This window comes from Micromonospora sp. C28SCA-DRY-2 (assembly GCF_030519475.1).
Taxonomy (GTDB): Bacteria; Actinomycetota; Actinomycetes; order Mycobacteriales; family Micromonosporaceae; genus Micromonospora.
Genome location: NZ_JAUMKD010000005.1, coordinates 160,217 through 185,227, shown reverse-complemented (window position 1 = coordinate 185,227; position 25,011 = coordinate 160,217). Strand labels below are relative to the sequence as shown.

Annotated in this window: 27 protein-coding genes and 1 riboswitch; of the genes, 3 read left to right on the top strand and 24 right to left on the bottom strand. The window is 75.6% G+C overall.

The genetic code is table 11. The features are described 5' to 3' along the window. Positions 1 to 39: 39 nt before the first annotated feature. The 3 genes from Q3W71_RS21585 to Q3W71_RS21575 are packed head-to-tail and all read right to left on the bottom strand — an operon-like array spanning position 40 to position 3,033. Complete coding sequence (locus tag Q3W71_RS21585) at positions 40 to 1,884, bottom strand: ABC transporter ATP-binding protein (RefSeq protein WP_302921190.1); 1,845 nt, start codon at positions 1,882 to 1,884, stop codon at positions 40 to 42. Continuing rightward, positions 1,881 to 2,420 (bottom strand): hypothetical protein, encoded by a 540-nt coding sequence (locus Q3W71_RS21580; RefSeq protein WP_302921189.1) that lies wholly within the window; start codon positions 2,418 to 2,420, stop codon positions 1,881 to 1,883. Before Q3W71_RS21580 ends, Q3W71_RS21585 begins: the two co-directional genes overlap by 4 nt. Before the next feature lie 40 nt (positions 2,421 to 2,460). After that, a complete protein-coding gene (locus tag Q3W71_RS21575; protein ID WP_302921188.1) occupies positions 2,461 to 3,033 on the bottom strand; it encodes a MauE/DoxX family redox-associated membrane protein in 573 nt (190 codons plus the stop codon). A gap of 169 nt (positions 3,034 to 3,202) precedes the next feature. Here Q3W71_RS21575 and Q3W71_RS21570 point away from each other — a divergent pair, with 169 nt between their 5' ends. Next, positions 3,203 to 3,418 (top strand): hypothetical protein, encoded by a 216-nt coding sequence (locus tag Q3W71_RS21570; protein ID WP_302921187.1) that lies wholly within the window; start codon positions 3,203 to 3,205, stop codon positions 3,416 to 3,418. 34 nt (positions 3,419 to 3,452) lie between these two features. On the opposite strand, the gene Q3W71_RS21565 is transcribed toward Q3W71_RS21570, so the two are convergent. The 19 genes from Q3W71_RS21565 to rpe all read right to left on the bottom strand — a co-directional run bounded on the left by Q3W71_RS21565 (position 3,453) and on the right by rpe (position 20,296). Continuing rightward, on the bottom strand, positions 3,453 to 3,935 hold the full coding sequence (locus Q3W71_RS21565; protein ID WP_302921186.1) for a S26 family signal peptidase: 483 nt from the start codon (positions 3,933 to 3,935) through the stop codon (positions 3,453 to 3,455). Positions 3,936 to 3,939: 4 nt separating this feature from the next. Beyond that, positions 3,940 to 6,486 carry a phenylalanine--tRNA ligase subunit beta gene (gene pheT, locus Q3W71_RS21560; RefSeq protein ID WP_302921185.1) on the bottom strand — a complete coding sequence of 849 codons (2,547 nt, stop codon included), beginning with the start codon at positions 6,484 to 6,486 and terminating at the stop codon, positions 3,940 to 3,942. 40 nt (positions 6,487 to 6,526) lie between these two features. Then, on the bottom strand, positions 6,527 to 7,627 hold the full coding sequence (gene pheS, locus Q3W71_RS21555) for a phenylalanine--tRNA ligase subunit alpha (protein WP_302921184.1): 1,101 nt from the start codon (positions 7,625 to 7,627) through the stop codon (positions 6,527 to 6,529). 214 nt (positions 7,628 to 7,841) lie between these two features. After that, positions 7,842 to 8,660: an RNA methyltransferase gene (locus tag Q3W71_RS21550; RefSeq protein ID WP_302921183.1), complete on the bottom strand. Its 819-nt coding sequence runs from the start codon at positions 8,658 to 8,660 to the stop codon at positions 7,842 to 7,844. Between the two features lie 54 nt (positions 8,661 to 8,714). Continuing rightward, positions 8,715 to 9,107, bottom strand: a complete 393-nt coding sequence (gene rplT / locus Q3W71_RS21545) for a 50S ribosomal protein L20 (RefSeq protein WP_088994772.1) — start codon at positions 9,105 to 9,107, stop codon at positions 8,715 to 8,717. A gap of 31 nt (positions 9,108 to 9,138) precedes the next feature. Then, positions 9,139 to 9,333 carry a 50S ribosomal protein L35 gene (gene rpmI / locus Q3W71_RS21540; protein WP_088994773.1) on the bottom strand — a complete coding sequence of 65 codons (195 nt, stop codon included), beginning with the start codon at positions 9,331 to 9,333 and terminating at the stop codon, positions 9,139 to 9,141. A 20-nt stretch (positions 9,334 to 9,353) separates the two neighbouring features. Beyond that, positions 9,354 to 9,965, bottom strand: a complete 612-nt coding sequence (infC, locus tag Q3W71_RS21535; RefSeq protein WP_088994774.1) for a translation initiation factor IF-3 — start codon at positions 9,963 to 9,965, stop codon at positions 9,354 to 9,356. Positions 9,966 to 10,426: 461 nt separating this feature from the next. Next, positions 10,427 to 10,900 (bottom strand): PH domain-containing protein, encoded by a 474-nt coding sequence (locus Q3W71_RS21530; protein ID WP_302921182.1) that lies wholly within the window; start codon positions 10,898 to 10,900, stop codon positions 10,427 to 10,429. Between the two features lie 182 nt (positions 10,901 to 11,082). Next, positions 11,083 to 12,012: a DMT family transporter gene (locus tag Q3W71_RS21525; protein WP_302921181.1), complete on the bottom strand. Its 930-nt coding sequence runs from the start codon at positions 12,010 to 12,012 to the stop codon at positions 11,083 to 11,085. 155 nt (positions 12,013 to 12,167) lie between these two features. Continuing rightward, a complete protein-coding gene (hisG, locus tag Q3W71_RS21520; RefSeq protein WP_302921180.1) occupies positions 12,168 to 13,013 on the bottom strand; it encodes an ATP phosphoribosyltransferase in 846 nt (281 codons plus the stop codon). Between the two features lie 46 nt (positions 13,014 to 13,059). After that, positions 13,060 to 13,323, bottom strand: a complete 264-nt coding sequence (locus Q3W71_RS21515) for a phosphoribosyl-ATP diphosphatase (protein WP_120331238.1) — start codon at positions 13,321 to 13,323, stop codon at positions 13,060 to 13,062. 54 nt (positions 13,324 to 13,377) lie between these two features. Further along, a complete protein-coding gene (locus Q3W71_RS21510) occupies positions 13,378 to 14,067 on the bottom strand; it encodes an alpha/beta fold hydrolase (protein ID WP_302921179.1) in 690 nt (229 codons plus the stop codon). 5 nt (positions 14,068 to 14,072) lie between these two features. Further along, a complete protein-coding gene (gene ribH, locus Q3W71_RS21505) occupies positions 14,073 to 14,573 on the bottom strand; it encodes a 6,7-dimethyl-8-ribityllumazine synthase (protein ID WP_302921178.1) in 501 nt (166 codons plus the stop codon). Between the two features lie 2 nt (positions 14,574 to 14,575). Then, positions 14,576 to 15,844, bottom strand: a complete 1,269-nt coding sequence (locus tag Q3W71_RS21500; RefSeq protein WP_302921177.1) for a bifunctional 3,4-dihydroxy-2-butanone-4-phosphate synthase/GTP cyclohydrolase II — start codon at positions 15,842 to 15,844, stop codon at positions 14,576 to 14,578. Next, entirely contained in the window at positions 15,841 to 16,539 is a 699-nt protein-coding gene (gene pnuC, locus Q3W71_RS21495) for a nicotinamide riboside transporter PnuC (RefSeq protein WP_302921175.1), read from the bottom strand. Before pnuC ends, Q3W71_RS21500 begins: the two co-directional genes overlap by 4 nt. Continuing rightward, positions 16,539 to 17,180 carry a riboflavin synthase gene (locus tag Q3W71_RS21490; protein ID WP_302921174.1) on the bottom strand — a complete coding sequence of 214 codons (642 nt, stop codon included), beginning with the start codon at positions 17,178 to 17,180 and terminating at the stop codon, positions 16,539 to 16,541. Before Q3W71_RS21490 ends, pnuC begins: the two co-directional genes overlap by 1 nt. 1 nt (position 17,181) lies before the next feature. Beyond that, positions 17,182 to 18,243: a bifunctional diaminohydroxyphosphoribosylaminopyrimidine deaminase/5-amino-6-(5-phosphoribosylamino)uracil reductase RibD gene (ribD, locus tag Q3W71_RS21485; RefSeq protein ID WP_302921173.1), complete on the bottom strand. Its 1,062-nt coding sequence runs from the start codon at positions 18,241 to 18,243 to the stop codon at positions 17,182 to 17,184. 166 nt (positions 18,244 to 18,409) lie between these two features. Beyond that, a riboswitch (FMN riboswitch) is annotated at positions 18,410 to 18,580 on the bottom strand. Positions 18,581 to 18,636: 56 nt separating this feature from the next. Beyond that, positions 18,637 to 19,614 carry a response regulator gene (locus Q3W71_RS21480; RefSeq protein ID WP_302921172.1) on the bottom strand — a complete coding sequence of 326 codons (978 nt, stop codon included), beginning with the start codon at positions 19,612 to 19,614 and terminating at the stop codon, positions 18,637 to 18,639. A 1-nt stretch (position 19,615) separates the two neighbouring features. Beyond that, a complete protein-coding gene (gene rpe / locus Q3W71_RS21475; protein ID WP_302921171.1) occupies positions 19,616 to 20,296 on the bottom strand; it encodes a ribulose-phosphate 3-epimerase in 681 nt (226 codons plus the stop codon). Positions 20,297 to 20,544: 248 nt separating this feature from the next. Between rpe and Q3W71_RS21470 the strand changes: the two genes are divergently transcribed. Together Q3W71_RS21470 and Q3W71_RS21465 are read left to right on the top strand one after the other, a co-directional pair. Beyond that, positions 20,545 to 21,432 (top strand): septum formation family protein, encoded by an 888-nt coding sequence (locus Q3W71_RS21470; RefSeq protein ID WP_302921170.1) that lies wholly within the window; start codon positions 20,545 to 20,547, stop codon positions 21,430 to 21,432. 193 nt (positions 21,433 to 21,625) lie between these two features. Beyond that, complete coding sequence (locus Q3W71_RS21465; RefSeq protein WP_302921169.1) at positions 21,626 to 22,516, top strand: septum formation family protein; 891 nt, start codon at positions 21,626 to 21,628, stop codon at positions 22,514 to 22,516. 46 nt (positions 22,517 to 22,562) lie between these two features. On the opposite strand, the gene Q3W71_RS21460 is transcribed toward Q3W71_RS21465, so the two are convergent. Further along, positions 22,563 to 24,083 carry an RsmB/NOP family class I SAM-dependent RNA methyltransferase gene (locus tag Q3W71_RS21460; RefSeq protein WP_302921168.1) on the bottom strand — a complete coding sequence of 507 codons (1,521 nt, stop codon included), beginning with the start codon at positions 24,081 to 24,083 and terminating at the stop codon, positions 22,563 to 22,565. Further along, positions 24,080 to 25,006 carry a methionyl-tRNA formyltransferase gene (fmt, locus tag Q3W71_RS21455; RefSeq protein ID WP_302921167.1) on the bottom strand — a complete coding sequence of 309 codons (927 nt, stop codon included), beginning with the start codon at positions 25,004 to 25,006 and terminating at the stop codon, positions 24,080 to 24,082. The genes Q3W71_RS21460 and fmt overlap by 4 nt, the downstream gene beginning before the upstream one ends. Positions 25,007 to 25,011 lie beyond the last annotated feature (5 nt).

The window sequence follows — 25,011 nt, the reverse complement described above, 5'->3', positions numbered from 1 at the left end:
TGTTCCGCGTGGTCCGCGCCGGGCGAGCGGGCGGCCTGGTCAGGCCGGGGCCGGGCGCTGCTCGCGGTAGCCGCGCGCCTGGAGGGTGAACAGCCGGGCGTAGCCGCCACCGGCGGCGAGCAGCTCGTCGTGGCCGCCGCACTCGGCGATCCGGCCGTCGGCCAGCACCACGATGCGATCGGCGTCGCGCACCGCGTTCAACCGGTGCGAGATGAGCAGGCTGGTCCGCCCGGCGCGCAGCCGGCGCAGCCGGACGTGCAGGTCGTGCTCGGCCTCCGCGTCCAGCCCGGAGCTGGGCTCGTCGAGCACGAGCAGGTCCCGGTCGGCCCGGAGGAAGCCGCGGGCCAGCGCGATCCGCTGCCACTGCCCGCCGGAGAGGACCACCCCCGCCCCCGGGTCGTCCCGGTCCGGCCCGTCGAAGAAGATCCGGGTGAGCAGGGTGTCGTAGCCGCGGGGCAGGGCGGTGAGGGCGTCGTCGATGCCGGCGTGCCGGGCGGCGGCCCGCAGCCGGGCCGGGTCGTCGCGGGCGGCCAGGTCGCCGACCGCGATGTTCTCCCCGGCACTGAGGTCGTACGGCATGAAGTCCTGGAACACCGCGCCCAGCCGCTCCCGCAGCGCCGCCGGGTCGAACTCGCGCAGGTCCACCCCGTCCCAGCTGATCGTGCCGCGCTCCGGGTCGTAGAACCGGCAGAGCAGCTTCACCAGGGTGCTCTTGCCGGCCCCGTTGAGCCCGACCAGCGCGGTGGTCGAGCCGGCGGGCAGGAACAGGTCCACCCCGCGCAGCACCCACGGATGCTCCGGCGAGTAGCGGAACCACACGTCGCGCAGCTCGATCCCCCGCCGCAGCGGCGGCACCGGGCGCGGCGCGGCCCGCACCGGCAGGTCCGGCTCGGCGTGCGTCACCTCGTCGTAGTGGTCGAAGAGCAGCAGCGCCTGGTGGATCGCGCCGAGCTGCCCGACCAGGTTGCCCAGCGCGCCCTGCACGCCGGGCACGGCGGCGAGGTAGACCGCGACGTCGCCGGGGGTCAGCCCGCCGGCGGCGGCGCGGGTGACGACGTAGACCACGCCCACCCCGGCCACCCCGGCGCCGAGCAGGCCGAGCAGCGCCTGGGCGCGCAGCTCGCGGCGGTCCAGCCGCTGCTCCACCCGGTGCATGCCGTGCAGCTCGTCGAGCATCCGGTCGCCGAAGAACCGGCCCAGGCCGAACAGCCGCACCTCCTTGGCGGCGGGCAGGCCCACCAGCAGCTGGGCGAAGAACAGGTCGCGCCGCTGGAAGTGCTCCAGGTGCAGCACCATCGCCGCGCGGGCCCGGTTGAGCCGCAGCTGCATCCATAGCGTGGGCAGCGCCGCCACCAGCACCAGCAGCCCGACCACCGGGCTCAGCACCAGCAGTGCGCCGAGGAAGCCGCCGGCCAGGATCACGCTCTGCACCCCGGCCAGCGCGTTGCCGGTCAACTGGGTGGGGCCGAGGTGCCCGGTCTGCTGGGCGGCCTGCAACCGATCCTGGAACTCCGGGTCCTCCAGCCGGGCCAGCCCACCGAGCCCCTGCACGGCCGCGTACAGGCGGCGGCGGACCAGCCGGGTGACCGCCCGGGACCGCTCGTTCTCGACGTACCGGCGCAGGTGCGGCAGCACCACCGAGGTGGCGGCCAGCGCGGCCAGCCCCACCCCGAGCACGGCCAGCGGCACGGCCGGCCCGCCGCCGGTGGTCAACCGGTCCAGCACCAGCTTGGTCAACCCGGCGACGAGCACCGGCGCCAGGCCGCCGACCACCGCGAGCAGCAGCTCCGCGCAGGTGCCCCCGGGCGCCGCCCGCCAGGTCAGGCCGGCGGCCTGCCGGGCGTGCCGGACGGCGCGCCGGGGCGACAGCCGGGGCCCGGTCACCGCGCCACCGGCAGGTCCAACCGGGCGATGCCGAACGAGTTGGCGGCCACCACGCCGCGCTCGTCGAGCAGGCCGAACGCCGGGTAGCCCTTGACCCCGAAGGCGAGCGGCAGCGGGGCGTTGCCCGGCTCGATGAAGACGGTCGCCACGTCGGCGAAGCGGGCCGCGTACGGCTCGGTCTCCGGGCCCTTGCCGACCACCACCACCCAGACGTGCTCCGCCCCGCCGGGCATCTCGCGGGCCCGGTCCAGCAGGTCCGGGATCTGCGCCTCGCACAGGTCGCAGGCGGGCGAGAGGAACGCCACCAGGGTCATCGGCGGCAGGTCGTCCCGGGTGTGGGTACGCCCGCGCAGGTCGGTGGCGACGAACTCGCCGGGGATCGAGCCGGCCTCCAGCATGGACTCCGGCAGGGTGGACTGCTTGTCGCCGAGCAGCTCGGTGTGCTCGCGCAGCCGGCGGATAACGCCGAGCATCAGCACCAGGTTCAGCAGGCCGAGGACGATGGCGACGACGACGGCGACGGACAGGTACCACATGGCGCACTCCTAGGTCGACGGACGGCGGACTCGGGACGGCTCATCCCCGGCGGCGACCGGCGGCGGGCGCGGCCGGCGACCGGCGGGTCGGGGTGGGGGCGAACAGCGCGGCGAGGTCGTCGAAGCGGATCACCAGGGCGGCGAGCGGCACCGCCGCGGCCAGACCGAGCAGCAGCCCGGCCGGGCGCAGCGGCTCCGGCGGCGCCAGCGCGAACACCGCCCCGCCGAAACCGGCGACCGCCAGCAGCACCGCGTTGCGCAGCACGTGCCGGCCGCCGAGCGGTGCCCCACCGGCGCCGAAGCAGCGGCACGCCGGCCGGCGACCCCGGCGGACGGCCGCCACGATCGCCGCGCTGAGCACGCCGAGCAGGCCGGTCGCCACGGCGTAGCCGGCCGGCACCGTGGCCGGCACGGCGAGCAGCCCGACGACCGCCGCCTCGGCCGCCACGGCGAGGTACGCGGCCGCCGCCACCCCCGCCTTGGGCAGCAGCCCGAACTGGTCGACGGAGCGGGCGAACTCGGCGAACGCCGCCCGGCCGCGTACCTTGCCGACGACCGCCGCCAGGAACACCAGGGCCAGCGTCAGCCGGCCGGCGACCTCGACGTACCGCATCGGCGCCTCCCTGCGCTCGGATCGGGGCAGGCACACGGTAGGAGCCGGGGATACACCCGGGATACATCGGCGACGGCCGCTCGGCCGGCTCCCGGGGCGCACGATGTATCCCGCTGTAACCGACCGCCGTACGGTCCGTCACATCCGACGTGGCGAGGGAGGTGATCAGATGTTTCGTCGGCTGGAAAACCTGGGCGAGCGCATGCTCGGCCTGTTCGTGCCGAAGGTGACCGCGGCCGCCGGCTGTCCGCCGGACCCGTGGTGCGCGGTGTGCGCGACGTGCTACTTCAAGCGGTGCAGCCAGAACCTTGCCTGCAAGACGTCCTGCGGCTCGTGCGGCTACTACTGCTCGGCCGGCGCCACCACGATGACCTCGCTGTGCTGACCGGGGTCGGGCGCGCCGCGGGACCGGACCCCGGTCACGCGGCGCGCCGCTGCCGCGGCAGCCGCGGCCGCACCACCACGCCGAGCAGGTCGGCCGCCGGGATGTAACCGCACTCGCGCGAGTCGTAGCTGTACGGCGGATTGTCGCCGAGCACCACCAGGCGCCCGGGCGGCACCACCGGGTCGGCGCCCCCGCGCAGCAGCGGCACCCGGTCGACCGGCACCGGGTCGCCGGGCACCGCGTACGCCCGCTTGATCAGCAGGCCCGGGCCGGCGTCGCCGGGCCGGCCGGGATGACCGGCGGTCATCGCCGCCGGGGCCGCCACCACGACCACGTCACCGGCGCGGACCCGCTCCACCGGCACCCGCCGGGCCAGCACCCGGTCGCCGGCCCGCAGCGTGGGCTCCATGCTGCGCCCCACCACCGACACCAGCAGCAGGTGCCGGCGCGCCCACCACAGCCCGGCGGCGGCCGACGCGAGCGCGCCGGCCACCGCGAGCCAGCCCAACAGCGGCACCGGCTCAGGCGCCGCGCAGGACGGCGCCGAACCGCTCCGCGGCGCGGGCGACCGCCGCGTCCCGGGCGGCCACCGCCTCCTCCACGGTCAACGTCCGGTCCGGGGCGCGGAAGGTGAGCTTGTACGCCAGCGACTTGCGGCCCGCGCCGAGCTGCTCCGAGGCGTACACGTCGAACAACCGCACCCCCTCCAGCAGCTCGCCGGCGCCCTCGACCAGAGCCCGTTGCACCTGCGCGGCGGGCACCGACTCGTCGACCACCAGCGCCACGTCGATCAGTGCCGGCGGGAAGCCGGACACGGTCGGCGCGGGCGCCACCGGGGCCGGCGGCAGGGCGTCCAGGTCCAGCTCCATGGCGCTGGTCCGCCGGGGCAGCTCCAGCGCCGCCACCACCGCCGGGTGCAGCTCACCGGCGTGCCCGACGACCTCGCCGTCGACCAGCAGCTCGGCGCAGCGACCGGGGTGCCACGGGGCGTACTCGGCGGCCCGGACCTCGATCCGGTGCTCCGGGATGTCGGCGGCGGCGAGCACGTCCCGGCCGGCCTGGATCGCGTCCGCCCAGCCGGCGGCCCGCCCGGCGCCCCACCAGCCGGCCGGCTCCACGTCACCGGTGAGCACCACCGCGACGTGCCGGGGCTGGTGCGGCAGCACCGCGTCGGCGGCGGCGAACTCGGCCTCGGTGGGCCGGTGCTCCACCCCCATCGCGGGCGGCCGGCCGGCGCCCGGACGCGGCTGGAAGACCGCGCCGATCTCGTAGAGCGCCAGGTCACGCAGGCCCCGGCCGAGGTTGCGCTTGACGATGCCGAGCAGCGGCCCGAGCAGCGTGGTGCGCAGCAGCGGCTCCTCCTCCGACAGCGGATTGGCCAGCCGCACCGCGCGCCGCCGCGGGTCGTCCGCGGGCAGGCCGAGCAGGTCGGGCAGCTCGGGGGCGACGAACGGGTGGGCGAGCACCTCGACGTACCCCCGCTCGGCCAGCGACCGGGAGACCGCCCGGCGGCGCCGCTGCTGCCAGGTCAGCCCACGGCCGGCGGGCGCCATCGGCAGCACCGACGGCACCCGGTCGTACCCGTCGAGCCGGACCACCTCCTCGACCAGGTCGGCCGGGTGCAGCAGGTCCGGCCGCCAGCTCGGCGGGGTGACGGTCAGCGCCGCCCCGTCGCCGGCCGGTACGCCCACCTCGCCCGGATCCTCGGCCAGCCGGTCGGTGCCCCGCATGACCGTGCAGCCGACCTGCTCCAGCAGGGCGACCACCCGCGCCGGCGGGTACGTCACGCCGACCCGCCGGCTGGGCAGGTCGACCGGCAGCACCACCGGGGCGGGCGGCCGGACGTGGTCGATGTCCAGGATCTCCGCGCCGGCGGTCCCGCCACCGTGCTCGGTGAGCAGCCGGACCGCCCGCTCCAGGGCGACCAGCGGCAGCGCCGGGTCGACGCCCCGCTCCCAGCGCTTCGCGGCCTCGCTGAACAGCTTGTGCCGGCGGGCGGTACGGCCGACCATCACCGGGTCCCAGTGGGCGGCCTCGAAGAGCACGTTGGTGGTGCTGGCCACCACCTCGCTGGTCTCGCCGCCCATCACCGCGGCGAGCGAGATCGGACCGGTGTCGTCGCAGATCACCATGTCCTCGGCGGCGAGCACCCGGCTGACCCCGTCCAGCGTGGTCAGCTTCTCGCCCGGCTCGGCGCGGCGCACCACCAGCGGACCGGTGATCCGGTCGGCGTCGAAGGCGTGCATCGGCTGGCCGAGTTCGAGCATCACGTAGTTGGTGATGTCGACCGCCAGCGAGATGGCCCGCACGCCGGCCTGGGTGAGCCGGCGCTGCATCCACTCCGGGCTCTGCGCGGTCGGGTCGACGCCGCGCACCATCCGGGCGGCGAACCGGTCGCAGCCGACCGTGTCGCGCACCTGGACCGGGTACGCCGGCGCCTCGGTGCCGCCGGGCGCGGGCGCCAGGCCCGGGTCGCGGAACGGCACGCCGAGCGCGTGCGACAGCTCCCGGGCCAGGCCGCGCACGCTCAGCGCGTACCCCCGGTCCGGGGTGATCTCCACCTCGACCACGACGTCGTCGAGCCCCACCACGGGCCGCGCGTCGTCACCCGGCTTGGCCGGGCTGTCCGGCGGCAGCACCAGGATGCCGGAGTGGTCGTCGCCGAGCCCCAGCTCGCGGGCCGAGCAGATCATGCCGTTGGAGTTGCGGCCGTAGGTCTTGCGGGCGCCGATGGCGAAGCCGCCGGGCAGCACGCCGCCGGGGAGGATCACCACGACCCGGTCGCCGGGGGCGAAGTTGGTCGCCCCGCAGACGATCTCCTGCGGCTCGCCGGTGCCGTTGGCGTTCCCGACGTCGACCCGGCAGAACCGGATCGGCTTCTTGAAGCCGGTCAGCTCCTCGATCTCGCGGACCTCACCGACCACCAGCGGGCCGGTGACGCTCGCCCGCAGGTCCACCACGGACTCGACCTCGATGCCGAGGTCGACCAGGGCCTGCTCCAGATCGCCGGTGGGCAGGTCGGCGGGGAGGTCGACGTACTCCCGCAGCCAACTGACAGAAACTCGCATGACTCAGACCACCGTCTCCGTAACTCGTACCCGCATCGCCCTACGCCTCGACCCCGTACGCGCGGGTGAACCGCGCGTCGCCCTCGGCCAGGTCCCGCATGTCGCTGACCCCGTGCCGGACCATCACCGTCCGGTCGATGCCCATGCCGAACGCGAATCCGGAGTAGACCTCCGGGTCGATGCCGCAGGCGCGCAGCACCCGCGGGTTGACCATGCCGCAGCCGCCCCACTCGACCCACTGCGGCCCGTCCCGGTGCTCCGGGAACCAGACGTCGAACTCGGCGGACGGCTCGGTGAACGGGAAGTAGTGCGGGCGCCAGCGGGTCTTCGCGCCCTCGCCGAACATGGCCCGGGCGAAGTGGTCCAGCGTGCCGCGCAGGTGCGCCATCGTGATGCCCTTGTCCACCACCAGGCCCTCGACCTGGTGGAAGACCGGCGCGTGGGTGGCGTCGAGTTCGTCCGTGCGGTAGACCCGGCCGGGCACCACCACGTAGATCGGCGGCTGGCGGGTCAGCATGGTGCGCGCCTGCACCGGCGAGGTGTGGGTGCGCAGCACCAGACCGGAGCCCGCCTGATCGCCGGCCGCCGGGGCGGATCCGCCGGCCGGTGCGATGTGGAAGGTGTCCATCAGGCCGCGGGCCGGGTGGTCGGCCGGGATGTTGAGGGCGTCGAAGTTGGTCCACTCCAGCTCGATCTCGGGCCCCTCGGCCACCTCGTAGCCCATCCCGATGAACAGGTCGCTGATCTGCTCCATCAGCGTGCTGATCGGGTGCCGGGCGCCGCGGGGACGCCGGTCGTAGGGCAGCGTCACGTCGACGCGCTCCTCCACCAGCACCCGCTCGGCCTGCTCCCGTTCCAGGATCTCCTGGCGGGCGGCGTACGCGGTCTCGATGGCGCGGCGGGCCTCGTTGACCCGCTTGCCGGCGTCGGCCTTCGCGGCCGGCGGCAACGCGCCGATCTCCCGGCGGGCCAGGGACACCGGGGCCCGGTCGCCGAGGTGCGCCGGGCGCAGCGCGGTCAGCGCGTCGGGGTCACCGGCCGCGGCGAACGTCTTCTCGGCGGCGGCCACGGCCTCGGCCAGGGCGGCCGGGTCGAGCAGGGCGACCTGCTTCGGGTCGTACGGATCGTTGCGGTAGCTCATGGCGTACGGGCACTCCCTCACGGCGGCGCCAGCCCTCACGGGCCGGCGAAGCGAGTCTACGGACGCGCGGCTGTGCCGCAGCCCGCCGGTGGGAGTTGCGCGGAGAGCAGGTCAGGCCCGCCGCCCGCCGACACCGGCGGGCTGGCTAAACGAACGCCGTGGCGCGTTCATGGGCGGACGCTCTCCCCTGCGATCTGTGCCTCGGACGGCCGGGTCACGGCCGCCGCTGTGCTCTCGCTGAAGCGTACAGGCAGACGGCCGCTGCCGCAGCCAGGTTCAGGCTCTCCGCGCGCCCGTGCAGCGGCACCCGCACCCGGGCGTCGGCGGCGGCGGTGAGCGCCTCGGGCAGCCCGTGCGCCTCCGAGCCGAAGAGCCACGCGGTGGGTGCGGCCAGCCGGCCGGCGTCGGCGAGGTCGTCCAGGTCGTCCGCGCCGTAGCCGGTGGTGGCGAGGACGGTGAGCCCGGCGGCGCGCAGCGCCGCGACCACGGCCGGCGGGTCGGCCGCGCGGACCACGTCGACGTGGAAGAGGCTGCCGGCGGAGGCCCGCACGCACTTGCCGTTGTACGGGTCGACGGCGTCGCCGGCGAAGACCACCGCGCTCGCCCCGGCGGCGTCGGCGGTGCGTAGCACGGTGCCGGCGTTGCCCGGGTCGCGGATCTCGGCGAGCACGGCGACCAGCCGGGGCGCCGCGGCCAGCGCCCGGTCCAGCGGCACGTCGAGGTGCCGGCAGACCGCCACCAGCCCTTGCGGGGCGACGGTCTCGGCGAGCCCGGTGAGCGCGTCCTCGGTCACCGGGGAGACCGGCACACCACCGCCGGTGGCCAGGGCGACCAGGTCGGCGTGCCGGTCCAGCGCGGCCGGGGTGCCGAACAGCTCGGCGACCACCCCGGGCCGGGCCAGGGCCTCGCGGACCGCCTGCGGCCCCTCGGCCAGGAACCGGCCGGTGGCCTCGCGGTCCCGGCGGCGCTGCAACCGGCGGGCGGCCACCACCCGGGGCGTACGCGGGGTGAAGAGCATGGTGTCCTCAGGCATGGACGAGGCGCCCCCGTCTCGTGGACCGGGGCGCCTCGCTCAGCTGCCGGTGGATCAGGCGGCCTGGGCCGCCGCGCCGCCGGTGCCCTCGGCTGCGACCGCGGCCCGGGCGACCTCGACGATCCCCGCGAACGCGGCGGCGTCGTTGACCGCCAGGTCGGCGAGGATCTTGCGGTCGACCTCGACGCCGGCCAGCTTCAGACCCTGGATCAGGCGGTTGTAGGTCATCCCGTTGGCCCGGGCGCCCGCGTTGATCCGCTGGATCCACAGCTGCCGGAAGTCGCCCTTGCGGTCGCGACGGTCCCGGTAGGCGTACTGCATCGAGTGCAGCACCTGCTCCTTGGCCTTGCGGTACAGCCGGGAGCGCTGGCCGCGGTAGCCGCTCGCGGTCTCCAGCAGGGTACGGCGCTTCTTCTGGGCGTTCACAGCCCGCTTGACGCGTGCCATCTCAACTCCTTCTTACGTCAGGTGGCGCGCGTCAGCGGCCGAGCAGCTTCTTGATGCGCTTCACGTCGGCCTTGGCCAGCTCGACGGTGCCGGTCAGCCGGCGGGTCCGGGTGGAGGGCTTCTTCTCCAGGTTGTGCCGGAGGCCGGCCTGCTGGGCAACGACCTTGCCCTTGCCGGTCAGCCGGACCCGCTTGCCCATCCCCGTGTGGCTCTTCATCTTCGGCATGTGGAACGTCTTCTCCCCTGTTACTCGCCGGTGGTCCCGGCGGGCCCGGCCTCGGCCGGCGGCGCCGCCTCGGGGGCGCCGGATTCCCGCTCGCCCCGCGGAAGCGCGCTACCGCGGGCCGCCGTCGCGGCGGCCTTGGTGGCGCGGTGCGGTGCCAGCACCATGATCATGTTTCGGCCGTCCTGCTTCGGCGCGGCCTCGACGTACCCCAGCTCCGAGATCTCCGACTCGAGCCGGCGCAGGAGCCGGTAGCCCAGCTCCGGGCGGCTCTGTTCGCGACCGCGGAACATGATCGTCACCTTGACCTTGTCGCCGGCCTTGAGGAACCGCACCACGTGACCCTTCTTGGTCTCGTAGTCGTGCGGGTCGATCTTCGGCCGGAGCTTCATCTCCTTGATGACGGTCTGCTGCTGGTTACGCCGCGCTTCGCGCGCCTTCAGTGCGCTCTCGTACTTGAACTTGCCGAAGTCCATGAGCTTGCACACCGGCGGGCGCGCCATCGGCGCAACCTCGACCAGGTCCAGGTCGACGTCCGCGGCCAGCTGAAGGGCGCGCTCCAGCGGGACGATGCCCACCTGCTCACCCTCAGGGCCGACCAGTCGGACCTCACGTGCCCGGATCTGCTCGTTCACGCGTGGTTCGACGCTGATGGGGCCTCCTCGAGTCGAGAATCTGCTGCTGCCGACCCCGCGGCTCCCGGGTGGGAACCGACCCGGAAAGCAGAAGGCCCCGGCGCATGCCAGGGCCCGCTCGACCGGTCGGCACGATCACATGATCGCGCATCCGGCACCGGGAAATGCCCGGAACCGGGGACCGGACCCGGCCACCGTCGCGGCGACTCGGGTGGGAGCAGGCGCTCCACTTTCATGGCCGCCGCGCACGCGCGGGACAGCCTGGTCGACTCGACAACACTACACCCTGGGCCGACCCACCCCCAAACCGGGACGCCCCACCCCTCCCCCCGCGCCCCGCTCCGCCGTCCGGGGAGGCGGGCCGCCCGTTCGGAGAACGAGGCGTCATCCGGGACGGAACAGCCACTCTTTCAGCGAACGAGCGTGGATCTTGGCGCGAGGTCCGGGACGTCGGGGCGGGGTCAGCGGCCGGCGGCGCGCTCGGCGAGGCGGGTCTGGTGGGCCTGGTGCAGGCGGCGCAGGGCGCGCACCCCGTCGACCGCCAGTTCCTTGTCCGCGGCCTGCAGGGCGACCATCGGGACCAGGTCGTCGTCGTGCAGCTCCAGGCTGGCCCAGGGGGCGCCCCGGTCGAACCGGACCCCCCGGACGACCTCCCACGGCAGGTCGTACGAGCCGAGGACGTTGCGTACCCGCACCCCGCGCGCGTCGGCCTCCACCCGGGGCCGGGTGAAGAGCAGGAAGCCGAGCGCACCGAACACGCCGAGACCGATCATGGCGATCTGGTCGCCGCGCTGGAACGTGCCGTAGCCGTCGCCGGTCGGGCCGCTCAGCGAGGTGGCCACCAGACTGAAGACGATCAGCAGCAGGGCCGCCGAGGTCCAGCAGACCAGCCGGATGCGGCGGGGCCGGAGACGGATCAGCTCGGTGTCGCTCACCCCACCAGTCTGCCACCCGCCCCGGGCGGGTGCTCCGCCGCCACACGCGGCGCGGGTCGCCGGCCGCGACCGCCCCGGCCAGGGGCGGATGCCGGCGGGCGGCTCGCCGGCGCCGGCCGCCCCACCCGACCCGGATCGCCGAACCCGGGCCAGGTCGCGGCCACCGGACCCGCCGTGGCCGGTCAGCCCGGGCGGCCGTCGGGCCGGGCCGGGCGGCGGGGCGCGCGGCCGGCGACCACGACCGCGAGCAGGGTGAGCACCGCGCCGGCCAGCACCGCGGGCCGGGCGCCGGGACCACCCGGCAGCAGGACGTCCAGCAGCAGCGCCCCGCCGAGCTGGCCGGCCACCAGGGCCAGCCCGGTGCGCAGCACCCCGGCCGCGCGCACCCCGATCACCAGGCCGGCGACGATGGCCACCCCGAGCAGCCCGCCCGTGTAGAGGTACCAGGCGGCGGGCCAGCCGGGATCCGGCCCGGCGAGGGCGCCGGCGAGGGCGGCGACCAGCAGCACCGCCGGGGTGGCGACCGCGAAGTTGACGGCCACCCCGGCGGCGGCCGAGCTGGCGGCGGAGATCCGGCCGTTGAGCGCGGTCTGGAGCGCCACGGCGACGCCCCCGGCGACGGCGAGCAGGACGAGGCCGACGGCCAGCTCCCCGACCGGCTGGCCGAACTGGGCCAGCGCCACCGCCGCCACCCCGAGCAGCCCGCCGGCGATCCGGGGGCCGGTGAGCGCGAGCCGGCCGACCGGGGCCAGCCCGGCCCGGTCCACCGCCAACCCGCCGAGGCTGCCCCCGGCGACCTGCGCGATGGTGAACACCGCGACCCCGAGCGCCGGCACCAGGTACGCGCCGAGCACCACGATCGCCGCCCCGCCGAGCCCGCCCAGGTACGACCACCAGGGCAGCCGCTGGCGCCACAGCGCGGCCAACCCGGTCCGCATCGTGGGCAGGACGGCCAGCCCGAGGATCACCAGCAGGGTGCCGCCGAGGTTGTTGACCACCGCGGCCAGCGTCGCGTGCCCGACCCGGGTGCCCAACTCCCCGTTGGCCGCTCCCTGCGCCGCCGAGGCGACGCCGGCCAGGGTGACCAGGGCGAGCGCCAGCCAGGGCGGCATCGGTCGCCGCGCCGCCCCCGGGCGCGCCGCACCGCGTTGCGGCGGAACGGCCCCGCCCGCGGGCGCCCCGACACCGACCGGCGCCGACGGATCGCCGGCCGTCGGCGTCCCGGCGGGGTCGGCGGGACCGTGCCCGGGCGGCGGCGCCGGCCGGGTCACAGCCGGCAGGCGTGGATGTTGGTGACCAGGATGGCGCGGGCACCGAGTTCGTACAGCTCGTCCATGATCCGGTGCACGTCGTCGCGGAGCACCATCGCCTGCACCGCGACCCAGCCCTCCCGGTGCAGCGGGGAGACGGTCGGCGACTCGATGCCCGGGGTCAGCGAGCTGGCCCGGTCGAGCAGCCCGGCCGGCACGTCGTACGCCAGCATCACGTAGCGGCGGGCGACCAGCACCCCGTGCAGCCGGCGCAGCAGCTGCTCGGCCTGCGGGTGCCCGGTGGCGTCGGCGCGGCGGACCAGCACCGCCGAGGAGCGCAGCAGCGGCTCGCCGAAGACCACCAGCCCGGCCTGCCGCAGCGTGGCGCCGGTCTCCACCACGTCGGCCACCACGTCGGCGACGCCGAGCCGGACGGCGTTCTCCACCGCGCCGTCCAGGCGGATCACGTCGGCCTTGACGCCCAGGTCGGCGAGGTGCCGCTCGACCAGGCCCGGGTACGCGGTGGCGATCCGGTGCCCGCCCAGCTCCTGCACCGAGTCGATGTCGTCGGGGCGGGCGGCGAACCGGAAGGTGGCCCGGCCGAAGGCCAGGTCGACCACCTCCTCGGCCGGCGCCCCGGAGTCGATCAGCAGGTCCCGGCCGGTGATGCCGAGGTCGAGGTCACCGGAGCCCACATAGGTGGCGATGTCCTTCGGGCGCAGGTAGAAGAATTCGAGGTCGTTGGCCTCGTCCCGGCAGACCAGGTCCTTCGGGTCGGTGCGCTGGCGGTAGCCCGCCTCGCGCAGCATCTGGGCGGCCGGCTCGGCCAGGGTGCCCTTGTTGGGTACGGCGACACGCAGCATGACGGAGTGCTCCTAGCAGTCGATTCGGATCAACGACGGGGCGCACTCACAGATGTCGGTAGACGTCCTTGAGCTCGAGACCGGTGGCGAGCATCAGCACCTGGGTCTGGTAGAGCAGCTGGGAGATCTCCTCGGCGGCCCGTTCCCGGCCCTCGTGCTCGGCGGCCATCCACGACTCGGCCGCCTCCTCGACGACCTTCTTGCCGATGAAGTGCACGCCCCGCTCGAGCGCGGCGACCGTGCCCGAGCCGGGAGTGCCGGCGGCGGCCTTGGCCTGCAGCTCGGCGAACAACTCCTCGAACGTCTTCACGCCGCGATTCTTCCAGTCGCCCCACCAGGGCACGTGCGCCGGGTCAGCTTCCGCTCACCCACCGGGACCGGCCAGGAAGGCCCGTACGGTGGCGGCGAACGCCGCCGGCCGGGACGCAGGCACGGCGTGCCCCGCGTCGATGGTGACCAGCTGCCCGGCGGGCAGCCGCGCCGCCATCCGGGCGAGCTGATCCTGCGGCAGGTGGCTGGTCGGGCCGCCGGCGACCACCAGGGTCGGCGCGGTGATCCGGGCGAGCCGGTCCCATCCGGCGGGGTCGGGCGCGTTGAGCTCGGCGACCACCGCCTCCCGGGCGGCCCAGTCGTAATCCGGTGGAGGGTCCGGCCGGGCGGGCAGCCGCAGCCCGAGCGGCACCGGCGGCGGGGGTTCGGCCAGCACCAGGGCGGCCACCCGGGTCGGGTGGGCCCGGGCGACCATGGCGGCCACCACCGCTCCCGAGGAGTGCCCGACCAGGACCGGTCGCGCCAGGCCGAGCGCGTCGCAGAGCGCCAGCACGTCGTCGCGGTACAGCGCCAGGCCGTACCGCCCCGGGCGGTCGCTCGCGCCGAATCCGCGCGGGTCCGGGGCGTACAGCCGGAAGGTGTCGGACAGCCGGGCCGCCACCGGCGCCCAGCTGGCGCCGTCGCCGGCGCCACCGGGCAGCAGTACGACCGGCCGCCCGTCGGGCGGGCCCCAGGTCCGGTACGCCATCCGCAGCCCGGGCAGGGCGGCGAACTCAAGGGTCACCCGGGTCAGCCGCCGAAGCCGACCCGGTGCCCGTTGCCGGCGGCCAGGCCGCGGATGGCCAGCGCCGCGTCGAGCGCGGCGACGGTCGCCGCCCAGCCCTTGTCCTCGGCCGAGCCGGGCAGCCCGGCCCGGTCCCGGGCCTGCTCGATGGTGTCCACGGTGAGCACCCCGTGCGCGACCGGCTTCCCCTCGTCCAGCGCCACCCGGGTCAGCCCGTCGGTGACCGAGCGGCAGACGTAGTCGAAGTGGGCCGTGGCGCCGCGCACCACGACGCCGAGCGCGACCACCACGTCGCACCGGCGCGCGAGCGCCTGGGCCACCACCGGCAGCTCCACCGAGCCGGCCACCCGGGCCACCACCGGCCGTGCCCCGCACGCCTCGGCGGCGGCCACCGCCCGGTCGAGCATGTGGTCGGTCAGCTCGCCGTGCCAGCGGGCGGCGACCACGCCGACCGTCATCCCGGCCGCGTCCACCACGCCGACCCCGGGCTCGCCGAATCCCGCCATCGCTACGCTCCGATCTCGTCGCCCGAGGCCAGCCGGCTCGCCGGCGCCTCGGTCACCTCGTCCAACTCGTCGAGCAGGTGCCCCATCCGGTCCCGCTTGGTCCGCAGGTAGCGCACGTTCTCCGGGTGCGGCCGGATGGGCAGCCCCTCGCGTCCGGTGATGGTCAGCCCGTAGCCCTCCAGCCCGGCGCGCTTGGCCGGGTTGTTGGTGAGCAGCCGCATCGACCGCACGCCGAGGTCGTAGAGGATCTGCGCGCCGGTGCCGTAGTCGCGGGCGTCGGCCGGCAGGCCGAGGTCCAGGTTGGCGTCGACGGTGTCCCGGCCCAGGTCCTGCAACTGGTACGCCTGCAGCTTGTGCAGCAGGCCGATGCCCCGCCCCTCGTGCCCGCGCACGTAGAGCACCACGCCCCGGCCCTCCGCGGCCACCCGGGCCAGCGCGGCGTTCAACTGCGGCCCGCAGTCGCAGCGCAGCGAGCCGAACACGTCACCGGTGAGGCACTCGGAGTGCACCCGCACCAGCACGTCCTGGCCGTCGCCGAGGTCGCCGTAGACCATCGCGATGTGCTCGGCCGGATCGTGCTCGCTGCGGTAGCCGAGCGCCCGGAACACCCCGTGCTCGGTGGGCATCCGGGCCTCGGCGACCAGCTCCACCTGCTTCTCGGTGCGCCGCCGGTAGGCGATCAGGTCGGCGATGGTGATCAGGGTCAGCGAGTGCTCGGCACAGAACTTCTCCAGGTCCGGCACCCGCATCATGGTGCCGTCGTCGTTGACCAGCTCGCAGAGCACGCCGGCCGGGCGCAGGCCGGCCAGCCGGGTCAGGTCGACCGCGGCCTCGGTGTGCCCGGGCCGGCGCAGCACGCCGCCCTCTCGGGCGCGCAGCGGCACCACGTGCCCGGGGCGGGCCAGGTCGGTCGGGCCGGTGCCGGGGTCGGCGAGCAGCCGGATGGTGTGCGCCCGGTCGGCCGCCGAGATGCCGGTGCTCACCCCCTCCCGGGCGTCCACCGTCACGGTGTACGCGGTGCCGCGCCGGTCCTGGTTGGTGTGGTGCATCGGCGGCAGGTCCAGCCGGTCGCACTCGCTCTCGGTCAGCGGCACGCAGATGTAGCCGGAGGTGTACCTGACCATGAACGCGACCAGCTCGGTGCTGGCCAGTTCGGCGGCGAAGATCAGGTCGCCCTCGTTCTCCCGGTCGGCGTCGTCGACCACGACGACCGGCCGGCCGGCGGCGATGTCCGCCACCGCCTGCTCGATGCTGGCGAAGGTGGTGGTCATGCGACGGCCTCCGAGTAGGTCGACGGGAGCGGGGCGGTGACCGGCCGGAGCGCCCGCGAGGTACGCCACCAGCTCACCAGGCCCCAGGCGCAGAAGGCGCCGTAGACGAGGTACATGGCGGCCGAGGGGTAGAAGCCGCCGCGCAGCAGCAGCGGCACGCCGACCGCGTCGACGGCGATCCAGATCAGCCAGAAGTCCACCCAGCCGCGGGCCATCCCGTAGGTGGCGAGCAGGCTGCCGGTGAGGATCCAGGCGTCCGGCAGCGGCCCCCAGGAGCCGAGCGCGGCGAGCACCGGGTAGGCCGCGGCGGTGCCGAGCGCGGCGGCGGCCAGCAGCCCGACCCGCTCCCGGGCGGTGGCCCAGCGGGGGGCGACGGCGGCGCGGTCCGGCGCGGCGCCCAGCCGGCGGGTCCGCGACCAGCGCCACCAGCCGTAGAGGCTGACCGCGAAGAAGAAGACCTGCCGGCCGGCCTGCCCGTACAGGTCGTGCGCCTGCGGGGTGGCGAACACCCCACCGAGGAAGACGGTGAACAGCAGCGCGTTGCCGATCATGCCGACCGGCCAGGCCCAGACCAGCCGGCGCAGGCCGAGCAGCGCGGAGGCGAGCCCGAAGCCGTTGCCGACGAACTCCCGGACCAGCACCGGCGACCCGGCGATGCTCACCTGGGCGTCCAGCAGCCAGTGCAGCGCGCCCATCAGGCGACCTCGCCCGCCGCGCCGCCGGCCGGCAGGCCGGCACCGGGCAGCCGGTCGCCGAGCAGCCGCTCGACGTACTTGGCCAGCACGTCCACCTCCAGGTTGACCGGCTCGCCGACGCCCCGGGCGCCGAGCGTGGTCAGCTTCAGCGTGGTCGGGATGAGCCCGACGGCGAACCAGTCCGGGCCGGCGTCGGCGACGGTCAGCGAGACCCCGTCGACGGTGATCGAGCCCTTCTCCACGACGTACCGGGCGAGCGTGGGGGGCAGCGTGAAGCGGACCGTCTCCCACTGCGGCGCCGGCTCCCGGGAGAGCACCTCGCCGACCCCGTCGACGTGGCCCTGCACCAGGTGCCCGCCGAGCCGGCTGCCGAGCGCGGCGGCCCGCTCCAGGTTGACCGGGTCGCCGGGACGCAGCGCGCCGAGCGCGGAACGGCGCAGCGTCTCGCCCATCACGTCGGCGGTGAAGATCCCGTCGGAGACGTCGACCACTGTCAGGCAGACGCCGTTGACCGCGATGGAGTCGCCGTGGCGGGCGTCGGAGGTGACCAGCGGGCCGCGGACCGCGACCAGCGCGGAGTCGCCGGCCGTCGCGGTCACCCGGACGACCTCACCCAACTCCTCGACGATGCCGGTGAACATGTCAGCCCTCCCTCTTCCGGGGCAGCGCGGTGATCCGCAGATCGGGACCGATCTGGGTAACGTCGGTGAGTTCCAGGTCGATGGCCTCGGCGATGGTCGTCACACCCGCGTCGACCAGCGCGGCCGGGCCGGCGCCGAGCAGCCGGGGCGCGAGGTAGCCGACGACCTTGTCGACCAGGCCGGCGGCGAGGAAGGCGCCGGCCAGTCGGGGGCCGCCCTCCAGCAGCACCGCGCGGACCCCGCGGCCGTGCAGGGCGGCGAGCAGCGCGGGCAGGTCGACCCCGCCGTCCGGGCCGGCGCCGACCTCGTCGGTGGTGGCGATCCAGGTCGGCGCGGCGCCGTCGCGGACCCGGGCGCCGGCCGGGGTACGCCCGGCGCTGTCCACCACCACCCGCAGCGGCTGGCGGATGGCCAGCGTGCCGTCGCGCAGGTTGCGGGCGGTGAGCCGGGGGTCGTCGGCGAGCACGGTGCCCACCCCGACCAGCACCGCGTCGACGGTGCCGCGCAGCGCGTGCACGTCCATCCGGGCCGCCTCGGAGGTGATCCACATGCTGGTGCCGTCGGCCGCGGCGGACCGGCCGTCCAGGGTCGCCGCGTACTTCCAGATCACGTACGGCCAGCCGCGGCGCATCGAGGTGAGCCAGGCGATGTTGCCGGCCTCCGCCTCGGCGGCCCGTACGCCCAGGTCGACCTGGACGCCGGCGGCGCGCAGGGTGGCGGCGCCGCCGGAGGCCACCGGGTTCGGGTCGGGGACCGCGATCACCACCCGGGCCACGCCGGCCTGGACCAGCGCGGTGCTGCAGGGGCCGGTGCGACCGGTGTGGTCGCAGGGTTCCAGGGTGACCACCGCGGTGCCGCCGCGGGCCCGCTCCCCCGCCTGGGCGAGCGCGACGATCTCGGCGTGCGGCCCGCCGGCGTACGCGTGGAAGCCCTCCCCGACGACCCGGCCGTCGGCGTCGAGCAGCACGCAGCCGACCACCGGGTTGGGACTGGTCGTGCCGAGCCCGCGCGCGGCGAGTTCGATCGCGCGACGCATCGCCTCGTCGACGGAGACGCCCGTCATCGCCCTGCCCCTGCCCTCTCACTCGCCGGTCCGCGCGCGGGCGGTCGGGAGGCATCGGCCGGTTGGCCGCAGGCAGGCGGCGGCGGAGATCCGGGTACGGCACAGCCGACCCGGCAGGCGGGCACGGCACGCCGACATCGGCGGCCGGGCACGGCCCATCCGTCCCGCGCGCTGTCTCCCATCCGGACTGTCTGGGAGCGGGCGTGCCCGCACCCAACCGTCGGCCCCGGATTCTCACCAGGTCCACCGGGCGGCAGAGCCGTCCGGGTCGCGGGCTTACCACGGAAGGCCGTGGATCACCGCCGGTTCGGAATTACACCGAGTCCCGCCAGCGCGTGGTGGGTACCTCCGCAGTCTTACACGCTGGGCGGGGCGTGTCGCCACCGAGGCGAGCTACTTCACATGACGGTGGGGGTCGCTGACCCCGCGCCGCCGGTCGACCGCCACGTACGAGCCCGGTTGGCTCTTCGCCACCGACTTCATCTCCGAGGCGACGGCGATCGCCTCCAGCGGGTTGGTGAAGCGCTTGCCGGCGTCCGAGACGGAGACGCCGATGGAGAGGGTCACCAGGGCGGCCCGCCGGATGTTGCCGCGGCGGTCCTTCAGCTCGACGTAGCCGCGGGCGGCGTCGTCCGGGTCGTAGAGCGCGTCGGCGGCCCGCTCGAAGTCGGTGGAGACCTTCGAGGTCAGCGGCAGGACCTGCTCCGGGGTGCAGACGATGACGAAGTCGTCGCCGCCGACGTGGCCGAGGAAGGCCGGTGGCAGGCCGACCGAGACCACCGCCCGGTGCAGGCAGCGGGCCAGCGCCGAGATGAAGTCGTCGCCGCGGACGAAGCCGTACCGGTCGTTGACGCTCTTGAACCGGTCGATGTCGATGTAGCCGACGGCGTAGTCGGCCCCGCTGCGGACCCGGTCGGCGATCTCCCGGCGGATCCGGCTGTTGCCGGGCAGCCCGGTCAGCGGCGAGACCTCCCGGAACTCCTTGTTGCGGCGCAGCGTGGAGCTGACCCGGGCGACCAGCTCGGCGGTGTCGAAGGGCTTGACCAGGTAGTCGTCGGCGCCGGCGCTGAGCCCGTTGACCTTGTCCGAGGTCATCCCCTTGGCGGTCAGCATGATCACCGGCAGGGCCGAGGTCATCGGGTCGGCGCGCAGCCGGCGGGTCAGCTCCAGCCCGTCGACGCGGGGCATCATCAGGTCCACCACCGCCAGGTCGGGCCGCTGCCGCTCGATCACCTCGAGCGCCTCCTGACCGTCGCTGGCGTGCAGCACCTCGAAGCCGTGCAGGCGGAGGTTGAACTCGACGAAACGCGCGATGTCCTCGTCGTCGTCGACGACGAGGATGACGTCCGGTCGCTCCTCCGCCGGGTCCACGTCAGGCCTCGGGGGCGGCGCGTTCCGCGAGGGCCCGCAGCCGGCGTACCGCCTCGGCGGGGTCGGCCGCGCCGTAGACGGCGGTGCCGGCGACGAAGGCGTCGGCGCCGGCGGCGGCGGCCTGCTCGATGGTGTCGGCGGCGATCCCGCCGTCCACCTCGATGCGCAGCTCCAGGTGGCCGGCGGCCACGTGCCGGCGCGCGGCCCGGACCTTGTCCAGCAGCTGCGGGATGAACCGCTGGCCGCCGAAGCCGGCCTTGATCGTCATGACCAGCAGGGTGTCGAAGCTCGGCAGCAGCTCCAGGTACGGCTCGATCGGGGTGTCCCGGTCGATGGCCAGCCCGGCCTTGGCGCCGGCCGCGCGCAGGTCCTTGGCCAGCGCCACCGGGTCGTCGCACGCCTCGGCGTGGAAGGTGACGTTGTACGCCCCGGCGTCGGCGTAGCCCGGGGCCCACCGCCGCGGATCCTCGATCATCAGGTGCACGTCGAACGGCAGCTCGGTGGCGGCCCGCAGGCTCTGCACCACGGGCAGGCCGATGGTCAGGTTCGGCACAAAGTGGTTGTCCATCACGTCGACGTGCAACCAGTCCGCGGCGTTCTCGACGGCGCGGACCTCTTCGGCGAGGCGGGCGAAATCGGCGGCCAGGATGCTCGGCGCGACGATCGGCGGCGGTACGGTCACGGGGCCAGTGTACGAACGCGGTGATCGGCCGCCCGCAGCGCGGCACCATGCGGGACACCCCGTGACCCGGCGGTGACCAATGGTGCAGAATTGGCCACCCTGGTCCGGGAAACCGGACGAAGAGTCACCTGCGACTGGCCGAACGACGGAAACGCGGCAAGACTCCATCAGGGACGGTGACGCGAGCCGCCCGTCCCCCGGCATCGCGCCGGTGGACGGTGGCCGTCAGCTCCGGGGAAGGGCGGACGATGCGACGGTGGCTGCTGGCGCTGACGATGGCCGGCACGGCGGTGGCGCTGCTGGCCGGTTGTGTCCGGCCGGGCGGGTCGGACGGCGACCTCACCGACGACTGGCCGGCGCTGCGGCCGCCGCAGATGTTCGTCCCGGCCAGTGGCGCCTGCCTGCCCCGGATCACCGCTGTCGTGCAGGCCAGCACCTACGAGACGGTGGACTGCTCGCGAAACCACCTGGCCGAGGCGATCCACGTCGGCACCTTCACCGGGTCGGCCGCGCAGGGTGACCGGCCGGAGCCCGGCTCGCCGGCGCTGGGCACCGCCCGCCGGGAGTGCGACGAACGGGTGCGCGAGGCGCTCGGCGGCGACTGGCACGCCGCCCGGCTGACGCTGAACATCGCGCTGCCCTCCGCTCCCGCCTGGCGTGGCGGCGCCCGCTGGTTCCGCTGCGACCTCAGCGAGACCGACAGCATCGACAACACCCGACCGGTCAACCGCACCGGGAGCCTGCGCGGCGCGATGATCGGCGACTCCCCGCTGGTGCACCGCTGCTTCGACCCCAAGCTGATCGGCGAGAACCTCAACTACATGGCGCCGGTGCTCTGCACCGAGCCGCACCGGGCCGAGTTCGTCGGGGTCTACGTGGAGCGGGACATGACCTGGGCGGAGTTCACCCGGGCCGCGCCGCAGGCGCACCGGCGCTGCATGGCGCTGATCGCCGCCTTCGCCGACGTGCCCAACAACAGCGACCTGCCGTACCGCGCGGGCTCGATCTTCTACCCGCCGTCACAGCGCGAGTGGGAGGAGGGCGACCGGGGCGTGCGCTGCTTCCTGTGGAGCGACGACCGGAAGCTGACCCGGTCGATGCGGGGCGTCGGGCCGAAGGGCCTGCCGGCGATCTGAGCGGTCCCCGCCGCCGCACCGCGAGCCGTCCACGCCGCCGCGCCCCGATCGTCCACACCGCCGCACCGCCGGCACTCCGCGCCGCCCGTGGAAGGGAACGCCCGCGACCGGGCCGCGTGCCGTATGCTGCCGCACCGTGGCGCACCGGCCGGTCGGCGATCCGGTGGCGGACCACGATCGGGGGAGGTCGGCGATGCGACGGTGGTGGACGGCGGTCGCGCTGGGCGCGGTGACGGCCCTGGCGCTGACCGGGTGCGGCGCACCGGCCGGAGTGGACGGCAACCTCACCGACGACTGGCCGGCCCCGGTCGCGCCGCAGGCGTTCGTCCCGGCCGCCGACGTCTGCCACGCCGGCTTCCAGGAGGTCGGCTACCTCAGCGGGTACAACCCGGTGGACTGCGGCGTGTCGCACCGGGTGGAAACGCTGCACGTGGGCACCCTCTCCGGCCCGGACGCCGACCGCGGCACGCCGCCGAAGGCCGGCTCGGCGGGCATGCGCTCCGCGCACGCGGCGTGCGGCAAGGCGGTGAACGAGGCGGTCGGCGGCGACTGGCGTTCGGGCCGGCTCGGCCTCACCGTGGTGTTCCCGTCCCCGGCCGCGTGGACCGGCGGGGCGCGCTGGTTCCGCTGCGACGTCAGCGAGATCCGGAGCCTCGACGACACCTCCGCCGACGCGCGCACCGGCAGCCTGCGCGGGGCGCTGCGCGGCGACTCCCCGCTGGCCTACCGCTGCTTCTCGCCCAAGCTGGAGAAGGGCCACGTCGCGGAGATGCGGCCGGTGTCCTGCACCAGCAAGCACCGCGCCGAGTTCGTCGGCGTCTGGCACGCCCCCGAGACCAGCTACGCCGAGTTCCGGCGCACCAGCAAGCGGGTGCACCGGGCCTGCCGCACCCTGATCGCCAAGTACGCGAAGGTGCCCGACGACGGCAACCTGCAGTACCGGGTCGGCACGATCTTCTACCACCCGTTCGAGGAGGACTGGCAGGACGGCAACCGCGGCGTCCAGTGCTTCCTCTGGGTCAGCGACCGGACCCTCACCCGGTCGGTGAAGGGCGCCGGCAGCAAGGGCCTGCCGATCACCTGACCGGCGCGGCCGGGTGGGCCGGCCCGCGACCCACCCGGCGCGGGGTTCAGCTCCGGCGCAGCACGGCGAGGAACATCGCGTCGGTGCCGTGGCGGTGCGGCCAGAGCTGCACCGTCGGCCCGTCGCCGAGCCCGGGCATCCCCGCCGGCAGCAGTGGACGGGCATCGACGAAGTCGACCGGCACCCCGGCCCGACGCGCCGACTCGGTGACCGTCACGTGCGTCTCCACCGTGTGCGGCGAACACGTCACGTACGCGACCAGGCCGCCGGGGCGCACCGCGCGCAGCGCCGCGGCGAGCAGCTCGCGCTGCAACCGGGTCAGCGGCGGCAGGTCGGACGGCTGCCGCCGCCAGCGCGACTCCGGCCGGCGGCGCAGCGCGCCCAGCCCGGTGCACGGCGCGTCGACCAGCACCCGGTCGAAGTGGTCCACCGGCAGCTTCGGGTGGTCGCCGACCGCGCGCCCGTCGGTGTTGAGCACGGTCACCGGCAGGTCGCGGGTGGCCTGGGACACCAGCCGGGCCCGGTGCTCGGCCACCTCGACCGCGGTGAGCCGCCCGCCGCGCTCCGCGACCAGCGCGCCGAGCAGCCCGGACTTGCCGCCCGGCCCGGCGCACAGGTCGAGCCAGCGCCCGTCCGGACCGTCCAGCGGGGCCGTCGCCAGCGCGTTGGCCACCAGCTGGGAGCCCTCGTCCTGCACGTGCGCCCGCCCCTGCGCCAGCGCCGGCAGGTCACCGGGCGCGCCACCGGAGAGGTAGACGGCGTACGGCGAGAAGGCACCCGGTGCGCCGCCGACCTCGTCGGCCAGCTCCACCGGATCGGCCAGCCCCGGCCGCGCGCACAGGTGCACCGGCGGGCGCTCGTTGTCCTCGATCAGCAGCCGGGTGGTCTCGCCCAGGTCGCCGCCGAGCGCCTCGGCGAAGGCCCGCACGATCCACTGCGGGTGGCTGTACGCCAGCGCGAGGTGCCCGATCGGGTCGCTCTCCATCGGCGGGGCGAGCTGCCGTACCCAGGCGTCGGCGTCCCTGCCCGCCACCTCGCGCAGCACCGCGTTGGCGAACCCGGTGGCCCCCGGGCCGACCGCGCGGACCAGGTCGACCGTCGAGGAGACCGCCGCGTGCGCGGGCACCCGGGTGTGCAGCAGCTGGTACGCGCCGAGCCGCAGCGCGTCGCGGACCGGCGGGTCGATCCGCTGCACGTCGCGCCCGGCGGCGGCGGTCAGGATCGCGTCCAGGGTGCCGAGGTGGCGCAGCGTGCCGTAGGTCAGCTCGGTGGCGAAGGCGGCGTCCCGGCCGGTCAGCCCCGCGTCGCGCAGGATGGTCGGCAGCACCAGGTTGGCGTACGCGTCGTCCCGGTGCACCGCCGCGACGGCCTCGTACGCCGCGTACCGCGGCAGGTCGACAGCGGGCCGCGGCGCCCGGCCGCCGTAGCGCCCGCCGCCCCGTGCCGGTCGCTCGGTACGCCGGCCGGCCGGGGGCCGGCCCCCGCGCTCGCCGCCCCGACCCGCGCCGGGCCGCTCCTCGCGTCGGCCGGTCGGGTCCACCGCCGGTCGCTCGGCCGGCCCCGTCACGCGAGCACCTCGCCGGCGGCGACCCGGGCGCCCCGCGCCCAGTCGCTCGCCGGCATGGCCCGCTTGCCGGCCGCGCGCACCTCGCCGAGCGCCACCGGCACGGTGGCCGTGCCGGCGAGCACCCGGGACTTCTCCACCAGCAGCTCGCCCGGCTTCAGCTCGGGCCCGTTGGCCACCGGGCTGACCGGGCCGAGCTTGACCCGCTCGCCCCGGAAGGTGGTCCACGGGCCGGGCGCCGGGGTGCAGGCGCGGATCCGCCGGTCCACCGCGAACGCCGGCTCCGACCAGCGCACCCGGGCGTCCTCCACGGTGAGCTTCGGCGCCAGCGACACCCCGTCGGCGGGCTGCGGCTCGGCCCGGGCGGTGCCGTCGGCGATGGCGTCGAGCACCGCCACCAGCAGGCCCGCGCCGGAGTGGGCGAGCCGCTCCAGCAGGTCGCCGGAGGTGTCCGTGGGACGGATCTCGTCGGTCAGCGTGCCGTAGACGGGGCCGGTGTCCAGCCCCTCCTCCAGCTGGAAGACGCTGGCTCCGGTGATCTCGTCGCCGTGCAGCACGGCGTGCTGCACCGGCGCCGCGCCACGCCAGGCGGGCAGCAACGAGAAGTGCAGGTTGACCCAGCCGTGCCGGGGGATCTCCAGCGCGGCCGGCGGCACCAGCGCGCCGTAGGCGACCACGGGCACGCAGTCCGGGGCCAGCTCACGCAGCCGGTCCAGGAACTCCGGCTCGCGCGGGCGGGCCGGGGTGAGCACCGGCACCCCGTGCTCGTCGGCCCACGCGCCGACCGGGGACCGGACCAGGCCGCGGCCCCGCCCGGCGGGCGCGTCCGGCCGGGTGACCACGGCCACCAGCTCGTGCCGGGAGGCGGCCACCGCGGCCAGGGCCGGGACCGCGACGGCCGGCGTGCCGGCGAAGATCACCCGCACCGGCC

What these genes read in the sequence shown, in the direction of transcription:
- Q3W71_RS21470 (WP_302921170.1), top strand. Translation starts at nt 20,545, where the DNA reads ATGCGACGGTGGCTGCTGGCGCTGACGATGGCCGGCACGGCGGTGGCG.
- Q3W71_RS21525 (WP_302921181.1), bottom strand. Translation starts at nt 12,012, where the DNA reads ATGCCGCCCTGGCTGGCGCTCGCCCTGGTCACCCTGGCCGGCGTCGCC.
- Q3W71_RS21575 (WP_302921188.1), bottom strand. Translation starts at nt 3,033, where the DNA reads ATGCGGTACGTCGAGGTCGCCGGCCGGCTGACGCTGGCCCTGGTGTTC.
- Q3W71_RS21490 (WP_302921174.1), bottom strand. Translation starts at nt 17,180, where the DNA reads ATGTTCACCGGCATCGTCGAGGAGTTGGGTGAGGTCGTCCGGGTGACC.
- hisG (WP_302921180.1), bottom strand. Translation starts at nt 13,013, where the DNA reads ATGCTGCGTGTCGCCGTACCCAACAAGGGCACCCTGGCCGAGCCGGCC.
- pheT (WP_302921185.1), bottom strand. Translation starts at nt 6,486, where the DNA reads ATGCGAGTTTCTGTCAGTTGGCTGCGGGAGTACGTCGACCTCCCCGCC.
- Q3W71_RS21570 (WP_302921187.1), top strand. Translation starts at nt 3,203, where the DNA reads ATGTTTCGTCGGCTGGAAAACCTGGGCGAGCGCATGCTCGGCCTGTTC.
- rplT (WP_088994772.1), bottom strand. Translation starts at nt 9,107, where the DNA reads ATGGCACGCGTCAAGCGGGCTGTGAACGCCCAGAAGAAGCGCCGTACC.
- Q3W71_RS21580 (WP_302921189.1), bottom strand. Translation starts at nt 2,420, where the DNA reads ATGTGGTACCTGTCCGTCGCCGTCGTCGTCGCCATCGTCCTCGGCCTG.
- Q3W71_RS21550 (WP_302921183.1), bottom strand. Translation starts at nt 8,660, where the DNA reads ATGCCTGAGGACACCATGCTCTTCACCCCGCGTACGCCCCGGGTGGTG.
- pheS (WP_302921184.1), bottom strand. Translation starts at nt 7,627, where the DNA reads ATGAGCTACCGCAACGATCCGTACGACCCGAAGCAGGTCGCCCTGCTC.
- ribH (WP_302921178.1), bottom strand. Translation starts at nt 14,573, where the DNA reads ATGGCGGGATTCGGCGAGCCCGGGGTCGGCGTGGTGGACGCGGCCGGG.
- rpmI (WP_088994773.1), bottom strand. Translation starts at nt 9,333, where the DNA reads ATGCCGAAGATGAAGAGCCACACGGGGATGGGCAAGCGGGTCCGGCTG.
- ribD (WP_302921173.1), bottom strand. Translation starts at nt 18,243, where the DNA reads ATGACGGGCGTCTCCGTCGACGAGGCGATGCGTCGCGCGATCGAACTC.
- Q3W71_RS21500 (WP_302921177.1), bottom strand. Translation starts at nt 15,844, where the DNA reads ATGACCACCACCTTCGCCAGCATCGAGCAGGCGGTGGCGGACATCGCC.
- Q3W71_RS21465 (WP_302921169.1), top strand. Translation starts at nt 21,626, where the DNA reads ATGCGACGGTGGTGGACGGCGGTCGCGCTGGGCGCGGTGACGGCCCTG.
- pnuC (WP_302921175.1), bottom strand. Translation starts at nt 16,539, where the DNA reads ATGGGCGCGCTGCACTGGCTGCTGGACGCCCAGGTGAGCATCGCCGGG.